The sequence below is a fragment of the Stenotrophomonas forensis genome (assembly GCF_028752115.1).
Lineage (GTDB): Bacteria > Pseudomonadota > Gammaproteobacteria > Xanthomonadales > Xanthomonadaceae > Stenotrophomonas > Stenotrophomonas forensis.
Window position 1 is genome coordinate 2432839 of sequence record NZ_CP082270.1, and the last position, 12980, is coordinate 2445818.

Consider the following 12980-nt stretch of genomic DNA (forward strand, 5'->3'; position numbering starts at 1 on the left):
TCAGTACCTCGCCTTGGCCAGCACCCACTCGGGAATCGGCTTGAGGCCCTTTACCAGGCCGAGGGCCGCCATCACGCGCAGGCCGTACCAGGTCAGGTCCACCTCCCACCAGCGGAAGCCCTGGCGGACGGTTCCCGGGAAGAAGTGGTGGTTGTTGTGCCAGCCTTCGCCAAAGGTAAGCAAGGCCAGCCAGAGGTTGTTGCGGCTGTCATCGCGGGTCTCGAAACGGCGGCGGCCGAATCGATGCGCCAGCGAGTTGATGGTCACGGTGGCATGGAACAGCACGATGGTGGAAATGAAGAAGCCCCAGACCAGCAACTGCGGTCCCGAGGTGTGCAGGCCCGGCGCCCAGCGCTCCAGCGCGGCGCCGAGGGCATACAGCGCCGCGGCGAGCAGTATGGGAACCGCGGTGTCGAAGCGATCCAGCCAACGCAGTTCAGGGAAGCGCGCCAGGTCGGGGATGCGCGACAGGTCCGTGGCGAAGGCCTCGCGGGTCAGGAACCAGCCCATGTGGCTGCGCCAGAAGCCGCCTTCACGCGGCGAGTGCGGGTCCAGCGGCTGGTCGGCGTGGCGGTGATGGTGGCGATGGTGCGCGGCCCACCACAGTGGTCCGCGTTGCACGCTGGCGGCCCCGATGACAGCGAATACGAACTGCACCGCTCGCGACGCCTGGAAGGTGCGATGCGAAAAATAGCGGTGGTAGAACGCGGTGATCGCGAACATGCGCACGGCATAGAGCGCCGCCGCAACGATCACTGCGGTCCATGACACGCCCACCCAGATCACCGCCAGGCACGCCACATGCATCAAGGCGAAGGGGACCGCGCGCAGCCAGTCGATCCGCCCGGGGCGGTCGACGGCGCTGTCTGCAGCACTGCCGGTGTCGACCCAGCGCTGCACTGTGCGCAGCAGGCGCCAACGGCGACGGGGGAGGGGCGCTGCAGAGGCCATGAGGGGTCTCGAAGGGGGTCGTGTGTTCTCTCTACGCAGCACAATGCCCACTGGATGCGTGCTGCCGCTGTTAGTTTTGCTTCACCCGGGCGTCACGCCGCAGCCGGCAACGAGCGGTTGCGCCCAGGCCTGCTGCCATTCGCTCGCGCTGCTCGCGCGCGCAGCAGCGGCGAATCGAACCACCACCTGCGGATAGTGGCCCCGTGCATCGCGCAGGTTGCTGGTGCCCTGGAACTCCAGCAGTCGTCGGTCGGTATCGGCATAGACCAGCTGCAGGCGCGGTGCGATGCTGCCATACCAGGTGTCGAGGCTGACCTCGATCTGCTGCGCGGCCACCCCCTGCCAGCGCAGGGAGCCAGTGCGGCGAACCTGTACAGGGAAATAGCGCTGCCGCCCCGGAACCAGGAACGGCAGCGAGATGCGCTCGCCACGCATCAGGGCGGGCCAATGCTGGCGCACGGCGGTGTCAAACCCGGCATCGATCACGGCATCAGCAGGCAGGTCCAGGCGGCGCTGGCGCGATGGCGCATCGGCATCCTCCTTCCAGTCGATCAGGACACTGCCGCCGGCCACCTCGATCTGCACCTTCTGGCCGCTGCGCAGATCGTCCAGCGAGTAGCCGCGCGCCTGCGGGCGGGAGGTCGCGGGCAGGTGCTTGCGGGCGAAGGGGCGCCCATCCGGGCACTGGTACAGCACCCAGCGTTCGGAGCCTTCGGTCGCGTCGCGCTGCCAGTGCACTTCGCGATAGGCAGTGGCGCCTTGCCCGGTGCTGGCAAGGCCTTCGGTCCGCAGCCAGGGGGCTGCCAGCGCGGCGTGGGGGAGGCACAACAGCAGCCAGGCGGTCCGCATGATCGTCATCCGCAGGGAGGGCCCTGGTCATACGGCAGGCGTGGCCGGATGGATGCGGTACGTGGCCTGCATCCAATCGCCACCGACGCGCGTACAGAGGGCAGACCTTCACCTGCCCGCCGCGAACGCAGATGTACCCTGACGCCGCCAGCACTCTCCTCACCTTCGATACCGCACGCATCGTGTCCAGTTCCCAGCAGCCGAGCAGCGAGCCCACGAACTGGGCCGGTGACATGGATAGGGTTGCCCGCCTGCGCGACCGCGACTGTTTCATGCGGATCTACGACCATTTCATGCCACGGCTGTGCGTCTATCTGCGCGGCCTGGAGGCACCGGATGCGGTGGCTGAAGAGCTGGCGCAGGAATGCCTGCTGCGGTTGTGGCTGCGCGCCGCCGACTATGATGCCGGCCAGGGTGCACTGAGTACCTGGCTGTACCGGATTGCCCGCAACCTGCATATTGATCGGGTGCGGCGCGAGCGCAGCTGGCTGCAGGTGCAGGCGGCGGTGGAGGACGCGGCAACCGTGGATATGGTCGAACGCAGCAGTGCCGAACAGTTCGCTGACCAGGCGCGGTTGCGCCAGCGCATCAACGAGCTGCCTGCCGTGCAGGCGCGATTGGTGCGGATGTCCTATTTCGAAGCCAAGAGCCACAGTGAGATTGCCGAGGCGCTGGGCATGCCGCTGGGCACGGTCAAATCGCATCTACGACGTGCGTTCCTGCAACTGCAGTCGAAAGTGGGAGGTGCGCTGTGAATCCGCACCACCATCTGCACGAATCCACGTTGATGAGCTATGCGGCCGGTGCGCTGCCCGCGCCGTTGAGCATCGTGGCCGGCGCCCACCTGGAGCAATGCTCGCAGTGCCGCCAGCGCCTGCGCGAAGCCGAGGCGATCGGGTCGGTGCTGCTGGAACAGACGCAACCTGCGTCAGCCGAAGGTGACGCGCGCCGGAGCGCGTTGCGCCAGGCGATGCTGGCGCAGCTTGCCAGCGAGTCGCCCATCAGCCTGCCTCTGGCGGCGAGCATGCCGCGGCGGGAGCGCCCGGAGGCCGATCCTGATCACCTGCCGGCGTCGCTGCACCCGTACTTCGGTGCGTCGCTGGCAGCCCTGCGCTGGCGCTGGATGGCACCGGGCGTGCACTGCATCCGCGCCGAACAGATGCCATCGCTGATCATGCTGAAGATCGCGCCGGGCAAGTGCCTGCCGATGCACAGCCACGGACGCAGTGAACTGACCCAGATCCTGCGCGGTTCGTACAACGACGCGCTGGGCCTGTTCGCGCCGGGCGATGTGGCGGACCTGGATGAGGAGGTGGAGCACCAGCCCGTCACCGCACCGGGAGTGCCGTGCATCTGCGTGTCCGCGCTGGATGCGCCGCTGGTGTTCAGTGGCTGGCTGGCGCGGAAGATCCAGCGTTTCGTGAAGCTTTAGGGGGACCACAATGGCGGCTGCCGGTGCATTGCGGGTTCTGTTGACCGGCGCTACCGGGTTGGTGGGGCAGGGCGTGGCCCTGGCCTGTCAGCGCTCGCACCAGGTGTCTCAGCTGACTGCACTGGTCCGGCATCCGGGCAGCCTCCGCGGAGCCGGCAGCGAACTGATCGTGCCGGAGTTCCTGCACGTCGAAGCGCGGCAGGATGAACTGGCAGGATTCGATGCCTGCTTCTACTGTGCCGGTGCGCCGCCGGTAGGCACCGCCGAGGCCGAGTACCGTCGCGTTACGCTGGACACCACGCTTGCGGTTGCCCGGGCGTGGGCAGCGGCCAATCCGCAGGGGTGCTTCCTGTATGTGTCCGGTGCAGGCGCAGATGCGGGTAGTCGGCTGATGCCGCTGCGCATCAAGGGCGAAACCGAGCAGGCACTGCAGGCATTGCCGGTTCGCACGGTGATGTTGCGGCCAGGTGGCGTGCGCCCGGTGGAAGGCACCGGCACCCGCCATGGCCTGCTGAAGCCGTTGTACTGGGGTGGCGCGCCGCTGATGAAACTGGCCGGCGCGATCGCGCCCTCGCTGGTGACCAGCAATCTGGCACTGGGCCAGGCAATGATCGCGCTGGCCGGCCGGGAGCATCCGCCGGCCACGGTGGAGTGCGCGGACATCAACCGGATCGCAGCGGGAGTGCGCGATCCGGCGCTTTGACCTCAGTGCAGCGCGGCTTCGAGCGCGGTGCGTACCGCCTGCGCCAGATCACTGCGGGTGAACGGCTTGGGCAGCAGCGCGGCCGCACGGCCCTGGCTGCCGACCGCATCGTGGTCACGCGGGTAGCCCGAGGTGAACAGCACCGCGACGTCCGGCCAGCGTTCGCGCACTTCGCGCACCAGTTCCCAACCCGACATGCCAGGCATCACCACGTCGGAGAACAGCAGGTCCACCGTGGTGTCAGGGCGCTCCAGCAGGCGCAGGGCCGAAGGGCCGTCGTGTGCTTCCAGCACGCGGTAGCCCAGCATGCGCAGCGCGTCCACGGTATGGGCACGGACATCATCGTTGTCCTCGGCCACCAGGATGGTCTCTTCGCGCGGCGAATAGCCGGCCAGCCCGGTCTGCGGTGCCGTTCCCTCACAGGGCAGGGCCAGTGCCGAGCGCGGGAACATCATGGTGATGCTGGTGCCGCCGCCTTCCACCGAATCGATCAGCACATGCCCGCCGGACTGCTTGACGAAGCCGTGCACCATCGACAGGCCCAGGCCAGTGCCCCGGCCCACCTGCTTGGTGGTGAAGAAGGGCTCGAATACCCGCGCCAGCGTGGCCGCATCCATGCCGTGGCCGTTGTCGCGGACCCGCAGCATCACGTACTCGCCGGGTGCTGCATCAGGGAACAGGGCGGCGTAGTCGTGGTCGAGATGGCTGTTGTCCACTTCGATGACGAGCCGCCCGCCGTGCGGCATGGCGTCACGGGCATTGACGGCCAGATTGAGCACGGACGCCTCCAGCTGGCTGACGTCGATCTCGATGCACCAGATGTCCTCGGCGACGCGGATGTCCAGCTGTACCAGTTCGCCCAGCGCACGCTGCAGCATGTCATGCATGTCCAACAGGCGGTCGTTGAGGTTGGCGGCCTGGCTGTGCAAGGGCTGGCGGCGGGCGAACGCCAGCAGGCGCTGGGTCAGGCTGGCGGCGCGGCCCACGCCCTTGAGGGCATTGTCCAGCGCCCGGCCGACCATCGCCCCGGGCTCGCCGGCACGCTCGCTGAGCAGCATGGCGTGCTCGACGTTGCCGGAGATCACGGTGAGGATGTTGTTGAAATCGTGGGCGATGCCGCCGGTGAGCTGGCCCACCGCCTCGATCTTCTGCGCCTGCCGTAGCGCGTGCTCGGCCTGCAGCCGGGCGGTGGTTTCCACCGCCTCCGAAACCACGGCGGTGACCGCGCCCTCGGCATCCAGCAGCGGGCGGAACGAGAAATCGAAGCTGCGCCGGCCGGTCGGCAACTCCAGGTCGAGCGCATGCAGCGAACTGTGCCCCTTGGCCGCATCGGCAATGGCCCGGTCAACGGTGGCGCCGACGTCATCGGTGCCCGCGAACCAGGGCGACTGCCCGAAACGCAGGCCCATCACCTCGGGCTTGTCGGCCAGCACCGCGGCCAACGAGGCGATGTTGGCATCCACCACCTGGCCCGCAAGATCCAGCAGCACCTGGTGCTGGAAACTGGATTCAAAGATCGCCTGCAGCCGTCGCTTGCTGGCCCGCAGTTCGGTGGTGCGCGCCTGCACCTGCCGTTCAAGCAGCTGATTGTCCTCGCGCAGCGCCAGCTCGGCCTGCTTCAGCCCGGAAACGTCGCTGCCCAGGCAGATGTAACCCACCACCTCTCCATCGGCGCCGCGTTCGGGCACGCAGTCCATCTGCACGAAGCGTGACTCGCCACTGCGGTGCGCCAGCTCCACCTGGAAGCTGCTGCGCTCGCCCCGCAGCACCTGCTGCAGGCTGGGCAGGGCGTGCTCGAACGCGGAAATGCCGCTGACATCACGCGCGCTACGGCCCAGCAGCTCGGCCAGGCTGATACCGTGCCAGTCCAGGAACGCCTTGTTGGCAAAGCGGTAGCGGTGCTCCTTGTCGAACTGGGCGATCAACGCCGGCACGGCATCGGTCACCTGCTGCAACTGGGCCTGGCTGTCGTTCAGCGCGGCCTGTGCATCGGCCAGCTGGGTGCGTTCGCGGGCTTCCTGCTGTGCCCGCCGGATGGCATCCGGCAAGCGCTGCAGCCGCTGCTTGACCACGTAGTCGCGTGCGCCGCGGGTCAGCGCCTGCACTGCCAGCTCCTCGGTAAGCGTGCCGGAGACAAAGATGAAAGGTGTATGCGGAATCCGCTCGCGTGCGAGCGCGAGCGCCGCGTCGCCATCGAAGCCCGGCAGCACGTGGTCGGCCAGGATCACGTCGAACGCGCGTTGGTCGATCGCCTCGATGAAGGTGTTGCGTGACCACACCCGCTCGACCTCGAAATCCAGGCCGGCCCGTTGCAGTTGTGCGGTGATCAGCTCCGCATCAAGCGCACTGTCCTCCAGCATGAGGATGCGCAGGCGCTCGCTGCGGCGCGATCCATCATGCATTGTGCTGCCCCGATCCATTGGGGCGATGGGGCGGCGGCTGGTTGGTGATGCCCCAGAACATGCCCAGCCCCTGGATGGCATCGAAGAATTCCTTGAAATCGACCGGCTTGACCACGAAAGCATTCACGCCCAGTTCGTAGCTGCGCACCAGATCCTGTTCCTCGCGCGAGGAAGTCAGCATCACCACCGGCGTACTGCTCAGCTGCGCGTCACCGCGCACCTGCTCCAGCACCTCCAGGCCGTTCACCTTGGGCAGTTTCAGGTCCAGCAGCACCACCACCGGGCCACCGTGGTTGGCGCCGGCGAACTTGCCTTCGCAGCGCAGGTAGTCCAGCGCCTCGGCGCCGTCGCGTACATGGATGACATCGTTCAGCAGCTGGCAGCGCGACAGCGCGGCCAGTGTCAGCTCGGCATCCTTGGGGCTGTCCTCGACGAGGAGGATCGGCCGCAGGTCCCTCATGGGTGATCTCCTGTGGAACGGGGTAAGGTGAAGTGGATCGTGGCGCCCTTGCCGGGCTCACCCTCGGCCCAGGTCCTGCCGCCGTGGCGGCTGACGATACGGCGGACATTGGCCAGGCCGATGCCCGTGCCTTCGAATTCCTCGACGTGATGCAGGCGCTGGAACACGCCGAACAGCTTGTCGACATAGCGCATGTCGAAGCCGCAGCCGTTGTCGCGCACGAAGAAGTGATCCTCCTCCTCGCTGCGCTCATGGCCGACCTCGATCACCGCATGCTCGCGCTCGCGGGTGAACTTGACCGCGTTGGAGAGCAGGTTCTGCCAGACCAGGCGCATCATCGTCGGATCGGCCTGCACTTCCGGCAGCGACGCCAGCGTCCATTGCACGTCGCGGCCGGCGTAGTCCAATGCCAGGCTCCTGCGCACGTCCTCGGCAAGCGCGGCCATGTCCAGCCGCACCCGGCCAAGGGTGGAGCGCCCCATCTGCGAGAAGCTCAGCAGATCGTCCACCAGCGTACCGGCCGACTTGGCCGATTCCACGATGGTGTCGAGGAAGCGGCGTTCGGTATCGTTGAGGCGTTCACCGGCCGAGCTGCCCAGCAGCTCCGAATAGCCGACGATGTGGCGGAAGGGCGCGCGCAGGTCATGGCTGACCGAGTACGAGAAGGCTTCCAGCTCCTTGTTGCTGCGCATCAGCTGTTCGTTCAGCTCGGCCATTTCCTCGGCCTTGCGCAGCACGATGTCGACGATGGCGGTGCGCATCTCGTGCGCGGCATCGCGGTCGGCGTCATTCCACGGCAGGCTGCGCTGCTGCACGGTTTCCTTCCAGGCCTCGAAGGAGCTGCGCGGGGACAGCACCACGTCCGGCGCGGCGGTCTTGCGCGGGTCGCCGCCCCAGCGCACGGTGCGCACCACCTCGGGGCGGAACCACATCAGGTAGCTGTCATGCAGCTGCGAGATGGACACCGCCAGCACGCCGCTGGCCACGTCGGCCAGGCGCACGCCGGGCGACCAGTCACCGGGCAGATGGTCGGTGCAGTACGTTTCCTGCCCGGCCTGCTGTGCGGCCAGCCAATCGGTGAGGGCCAGCACGTCGGTCGCGGGCGGGCACACGCCCACGCGCATGCAGTCGCCCTTGTGCACGATGGCAGCGCCAGCGGCGCCGGTCAGCGACAGCAGGCTGGTTTCGTCGTGGCGCAGCGCGGCCATGAAGTCCTCGTCGCCGGCCATGCGGGCCAGCAGCTTGACCAGCACCGAGCGGCGCGCCACGCGCTCTTCAATGGCCCGCGCACGTTCCTTCAGGGCAATCTGCAGCGACAGGATCTGGCCCATGAACTCGCAGGCCGTGCGCACGTGGTAGGGCAGCCGGCGCGGATGCACCGTGTGGCACGACACCAGGCCCCACAGCTGGCCTTCGTGCACCAGCGACACCGACATCGATGCACCGGTGCCCATGTTGCGCATGTACTGCATGTGCACCGGCGAAACGCTGCGCAACACCGCCAGGCTGAGGTCGGTGGGCGGTGCGTCGCGATGGTCCTCGGCGCGCATCAGTGGGGCAGGGGTGTAGTTGTTGTCTGCGATCAGCCGTACCCGGTTGCGGCGATACAGTTCGCGGGCCTGGGCCGGAATGTCCGACTCGGGGAAACGCAGGTCCAGGTAGGACGGTAACAGGCCGTTGCCATCCTCGGCCACCACGATGCCGTTCCAGCCGGGGTCGAACTGATAGACCAGGGTGCGATCGAAGCCGGTGAGCCGGCGCATGTGTTCGGCGGCCAGCTGGCACAGGTTTTCCACCGTCGTGGCCGACTCGATGGCGGTCATCAGCTCGCGGATGGCCGGGTAGAGTTCCTCCAGCGAGCCCGGCTGGCCGGGAACGGGCGACTCCAGCTCGACCAGCAGGTCGGTGGCGGAGCGGTGCACCAGCAGTTGATGCCGGCCGTGGCCGTCCAGGTGCACGGCGCCGACGTGGGCGCTGCTGCCGACCGCGGCCTGCTGGAACAACGCCTCGAACGGCGCCAGCACGCCGCCCAGCACCTCGCTGACGTGCTGCATCAGCGGCTCGCCGAACTGCTGCAGCAGCCTGGGCTGGCTGATGGCGCGCTCGCGCACCCGCAGTGACTGCGGCTCCAGTACCAGAAGCACACCGTACGGCTGGATTGCGCCCGGCGTATGAATCGGTTCGCGTGCACAACGGGACAGCGCAACGTCGTGCTTGGACTCAACGGAAGGCATCAAAGGCGGCACTCATGATTCATGGATGACGGGAACATCCCAGATGGGGACAACCCAGCACTGCATCCGGTATCCGGTGATGGTGAAGCAAAAGCGTGCATTCGCATACCACTTCGTAAGCGTGAAGAGCCTTTCATTGAAAACTGAATTCTTCATTTTCGCCGTGCGGCGGGCACTTTCACGTTTCGCAGAAGGTACATGCGCGCTGCACGCTCGCTGCACACGGGGTTGCCTACCGTAGGCCAACCTCCTTGAGCCACCACGACCGTGAACCTGCAGACCCTGCCTTCCATGCCGTATCGCATGCTGCCCGACAGCTGCCAGTTCGAACTGCTGGATGTGGATGCGCTGCAGGACCCGGCCAGTGGCCGCCTGCTGCACCTGTACTCGCTGGTCGCCCGCTGCCTGTCGTGCGAAACGGTGTTCAAGGCCGAGGAAGGGCAGGGGCTGGTGAGCCATTCCGCATCACGGGTGGTGCGTTGCCCTGCCGGCTGCGGCCAGCAGGCATTCAAGCCGTCGCTGTTGCGTGCCTGGCAGCCGCAGGTGGCCGCACAGGCTTGAGGGCTCTGATGGGTGCTTCACAATACCCCGGGGTTGGCGCGCCACACGGCGAAATTGAGCGCCGAGGCGAACGAGATCCAGGCAAGGTAGGGCAGCAACAGTACTGCGGCGGCCCGCTGGATGCGCAGGAAGCCAAGGATCGTCGCGCACACCAGCACGATCAGTACAAGGATGTCAGCGAAGGCAAGTGCGCCCAGCTTCCAGCCGAAGAACAGCCAGCTCCACAAGGCGTTGACCGCGAGCTGCACTAGATAGAGTGTCAGCGCCGGACGCGCACCGCGCCAACTGCGCTCCCGCCAGACCAGCCAGGCGGCAACCGCCATCATCGCGTAGAGCAGGGTCCAGACCGGCCCAAATACACCGGCAGGCGGTGCCCAGGCCGGCAGGGTGAGGCTGGCGTAGAAGCTGGCAGCGGACGTGGAGGCCCACGCGCCCATTGCAGCCGCCGCAAAGGTAACCGCGACCCATCCCAGAAGACCCAGTGCCTGTGAACTCCGCTTCATTGCGTACAACTCCATGATGCCTATGCCCCCTCATACGAACGGAGGCGGCAAATGGATGCAGGCCGGCGGCGATCAGTCTGAAGTGCCCGCGGCGCTCCCGTCCTGGCTTGAAGGCAGCAGGGAAGGGCGCTGGTCGAACCATTCGCGCGCCTTGGCCAGGTGCCACTGGCGCTGGTCGCCATCGAGCTCGATACCAGCACCCAGCAGCCCCCAGCGCAGATACAGGTCGCCACGCTTGCGCTGCTCCAGCAGATCCAGACGTGCGCGCACCGAGAGGCGATCATTCTCGGCCTGCAGACCGTCGATGATCAGGTGACCCGGCCGCCAGCGCAGCCTGGCCTGCGCATCGACCTGGCCGGAATCCAGCAGCGACAGGGTCCAGCGCGGGTAGTCGGTGCGCGAGGCGAACACCGCCAGCAGGGGGCGCGCATCGCTCAGGGTCAGGTCGGTGGTGGCGTCCACCTGGAACGGGGACTGCGCGTCGATGCGGCCCCGCTTGAACGCAGCACGGCCTTTCCATGCGGCGCTGGACTCTGTGCCGGCCACCTGCACGTTGCGCAGTTCGACGGTGGTACCGGACAGGTCGAAGTGGCGCTGGTTGAAATCGCCGCGGCGCAGGGTTGCGTTCACGTCCACATCGCCGCCCATGTCCAGGCCTGCGACCTTGGCGCTGGCGTTGCGACCCAGCAGGCGCGCCGTGCCATGGCCGACGCGGCCATCGGTGTCGAGCGTGGCATCGCCACTGAGGCTGCCAGTGCCACGCAACAGCCGCAGCTGCGACGACCCCAGGTAGCGGTTGTAGGCGGCCAGGTCTGGAATGGTGGCTTCGCTGAAACGCAGCCGGGCACGTACACCCTTGCGCAGTTCCTGCAGGCGGCCGTCGCCGGTCAGGTCCACGGCCAGATCGCGACCATCGAACAGGCGCACGTCCTTGGCATCGCTGGGGCGTGCACTGAAACGGGGCAGCCGGATCGCCAGCTGTGCCTGATTGGGCGTGCCGGCCTTCAATTCGCCATGCGCGCTGGCGGTGCCGGCCAGGCGCACGCCGGCAACTTCGGCCACGGCGGCCGCTGAGGGAATGTCCACGGTGCTGCCTTCGATCAGCTCGCCATGGCGCAGGCGCAGGTCGGCCTTCAGTGTGCCGCCGCCATCCAGCTGCAGCCACGGCTTGCGCACGAACAGCGCAGGGATCCAGTTGAGCGAGGTGAAGGTCCATTCGCCGCGCACGGTGCCGGAACTGCGCTCCAGCAGCTGCGCTGGAGCCTGGAACGGGATGTCGCGCCCGGTGATGTGGATGTCCGCATCGACTTCGCTGCCCGAGCCCGGCCGAGGCGGAAGGCGCGCCTGCAGGCGCAGGTCGTTGGCCACGTTGAGCTGCAGGGCGAGCAGGCCACGATCAGGCGCGCCATCGCCCAGATAGAGCGGAACCTGCCAGAGCGCACGGTCGCCGGGTTGCAGCTGGCCGTCGATCAGGTGGGCCGCCAGCTGCAGGCGACCGGGCACCGGCGCGCTGGAAATGCGCGGCTGCCGTGCATCGGTGTCCATGCGCAGGCCCTGGCTGCGTGCATCCACGTCCAGCTGGGCATGCAGGATCTTCAGCTTGGCCAACCCGGGCGCCTGGTCGCGGTAGTGGCGTGGATAACTGAAGCGCGCGGTCAGGTTCATGTCGCCCAGCAGCTGCACACCGTCAAAGCTGGTGTCCGCATCGCGGAACGAGACCTCCGAATCGAACAGTTCGGACGGGCCACCGCGCAGCTGCTTGAGGAACCCGACCGTGCCCTGGCCCTTGCCAATGATCAACAGCTTGCCGAACCGAGCGCTGCGGATGCTGTCGCTGTGGATGGCATCGAAGCGCAGGGTCCAGCCCTGGTCGCTGCGCGGCGGTGGCGGAATGGCGTCCTCGACCCGGCTGATCTCGGCGGAGACCCCGGTGGCCTGCAGCCGGGGCACCCGGACCTCCCGCTTGAACAGGGGAAACACCGCCAACCGGGCGCTGGCGCGCTCGGCGTGCAGCACGTAGACGGTGTGGTTCACGTGGCCGCGCATGTGCACGTTCCAGGCAATGACGTGGCCCGGCAGCAGCGTGATGGCCGGGCCGGTGGTCATCACGAACTTGTGCGGCTTGCGGTTGGTGACCTGGTCGAACAGCGGGGTGTTGAGGAAAACGTTGCCGGCCAGCAGGTAGAGCGCGTAGATGCCCAGCAGGACATAGCCCGCGACGCGCCATCGGCGAAAACGGTGCGGGATGCGCGCGGAAGTAGGGGGCATGTACTGCTCTGCAGGCCGGAATTGCTTCAACTATTGCGGAACCGATGGCGGCGGTACGTGAAGCAGCCGCGGCCGGGCGGTTTGTTTCTGCTAGTGTCCGCCTTGGCCACTACGCCGATCCGCGAGGAATCGCATGGAAATCCGGGCTGCCACCGCAGGTGACTTCGACGCCATGTGGGCCATCTTCAGGGCCGCCATCGCGACCGAGGATGCGCTGCCGTTCGCCGGCACCTTCGAGGCCAGCACCTTCCAGGGCCACTGGTTCGGGCTGCAGCCGGCCTATGTGGCGCTTCTGCAAGACCACGTAGTCGGAATGTACAAGATGGGCGCCAACTTCCCCGATCTGGGCGCACACGTGGCCAGCGCCACCTACGTGGTCGACCCGACAGTGCAGGGGCGAGGCATTGGCCGGGTGCTGGTGGAACACAGCCTGGAACGGGCGAGGGCGGAAGACTTCCTGGCCATGCAGTTCAATTACGTGGTCAGCACCAATGCGCCGGCCGTCGCGTTGTACCGGAAGCTGGGGTTTGCGGTGGTCGGAGCGCTACCGGAAGCATTCCGGCATCGAACGCTGGGATTGGTGGACGTGTTTGTGATGCACCGGTTCCTGTAGTGGC

Annotated in this window: 12 protein-coding genes; 5 read left to right on the forward strand and 7 right to left on the reverse strand. The window is 67.3% G+C overall.

Translation table 11 applies throughout. The features are described 5' to 3' along the window. Together K5L94_RS11455 and K5L94_RS11460 are read right to left on the reverse strand one after the other, a co-directional pair. Nucleotides 1-951, reverse strand: a complete 951-nt coding sequence (locus K5L94_RS11455; RefSeq protein ID WP_274510437.1) for an acyl-CoA desaturase — start codon at nt 949-951, stop codon at nt 1-3. A gap of 81 nt (nt 952-1032) precedes the next feature. After that, entirely contained in the window at nt 1033-1800 is a 768-nt protein-coding gene (locus K5L94_RS11460; protein ID WP_274510438.1) for a hypothetical protein, read from the reverse strand. Nucleotides 1801-1931: 131 nt separating this feature from the next. On the opposite strand from K5L94_RS11460, the gene K5L94_RS11465 reads away from it, so the two are divergent. The 3 genes from K5L94_RS11465 to K5L94_RS11475 are packed head-to-tail and all read left to right on the forward strand — an operon-like array spanning nt 1932 to nt 3935. Next, a complete protein-coding gene (locus K5L94_RS11465) occupies nt 1932-2555 on the forward strand; it encodes a sigma-70 family RNA polymerase sigma factor (RefSeq protein WP_274510439.1) in 624 nt (207 codons plus the stop codon). Then, complete coding sequence (locus tag K5L94_RS11470; protein ID WP_274510440.1) at nt 2552-3232, forward strand: ChrR family anti-sigma-E factor; 681 nt, start codon at nt 2552-2554, stop codon at nt 3230-3232. Before K5L94_RS11465 ends, K5L94_RS11470 begins: the two co-directional genes overlap by 4 nt. 10 nt (nt 3233-3242) lie before the next feature. Next, entirely contained in the window at nt 3243-3935 is a 693-nt protein-coding gene (locus K5L94_RS11475) for a Rossmann-fold NAD(P)-binding domain-containing protein (protein ID WP_274510441.1), read from the forward strand. A gap of 2 nt (nt 3936-3937) precedes the next feature. Here K5L94_RS11475 and K5L94_RS11480 read toward each other — a convergent pair whose 3' ends face one another. The 3 genes from K5L94_RS11480 to K5L94_RS11490 are packed head-to-tail and all read right to left on the reverse strand — an operon-like array spanning nt 3938 to nt 9031. After that, a complete protein-coding gene (locus tag K5L94_RS11480) occupies nt 3938-6337 on the reverse strand; it encodes a hybrid sensor histidine kinase/response regulator (RefSeq protein ID WP_274510442.1) in 2400 nt (799 codons plus the stop codon). Then, nucleotides 6330-6797, reverse strand: a complete 468-nt coding sequence (locus tag K5L94_RS11485; RefSeq protein WP_053449729.1) for a response regulator — start codon at nt 6795-6797, stop codon at nt 6330-6332. Before K5L94_RS11485 ends, K5L94_RS11480 begins: the two co-directional genes overlap by 8 nt. Further along, nucleotides 6794-9031, reverse strand: a complete 2238-nt coding sequence (locus K5L94_RS11490) for an ATP-binding protein (RefSeq protein WP_274510443.1) — start codon at nt 9029-9031, stop codon at nt 6794-6796. The genes K5L94_RS11485 and K5L94_RS11490 overlap by 4 nt, the downstream gene beginning before the upstream one ends. Before the next feature lie 267 nt (nt 9032-9298). On the opposite strand from K5L94_RS11490, the gene K5L94_RS11495 reads away from it, so the two are divergent. Continuing rightward, complete coding sequence (locus tag K5L94_RS11495; protein WP_049458084.1) at nt 9299-9592, forward strand: hypothetical protein; 294 nt, start codon at nt 9299-9301, stop codon at nt 9590-9592. Between the two features lie 17 nt (nt 9593-9609). On the opposite strand, the gene K5L94_RS11500 is transcribed toward K5L94_RS11495, so the two are convergent. Both K5L94_RS11500 and K5L94_RS11505 read right to left on the reverse strand, forming a co-directional pair. Beyond that, nucleotides 9610-10095: a TspO/MBR family protein gene (locus K5L94_RS11500; RefSeq protein ID WP_053449731.1), complete on the reverse strand. Its 486-nt coding sequence runs from the start codon at nt 10093-10095 to the stop codon at nt 9610-9612. 72 nt (nt 10096-10167) lie between these two features. Next, nucleotides 10168-12363 carry an AsmA family protein gene (locus K5L94_RS11505; RefSeq protein ID WP_053449732.1) on the reverse strand — a complete coding sequence of 732 codons (2196 nt, stop codon included), beginning with the start codon at nt 12361-12363 and terminating at the stop codon, nt 10168-10170. A 133-nt stretch (nt 12364-12496) separates the two neighbouring features. On the opposite strand from K5L94_RS11505, the gene K5L94_RS11510 reads away from it, so the two are divergent. After that, nucleotides 12497-12976 (forward strand): GNAT family N-acetyltransferase, encoded by a 480-nt coding sequence (locus K5L94_RS11510; RefSeq protein ID WP_053449733.1) that lies wholly within the window; start codon nt 12497-12499, stop codon nt 12974-12976. Nucleotides 12977-12980 lie beyond the last annotated feature (4 nt).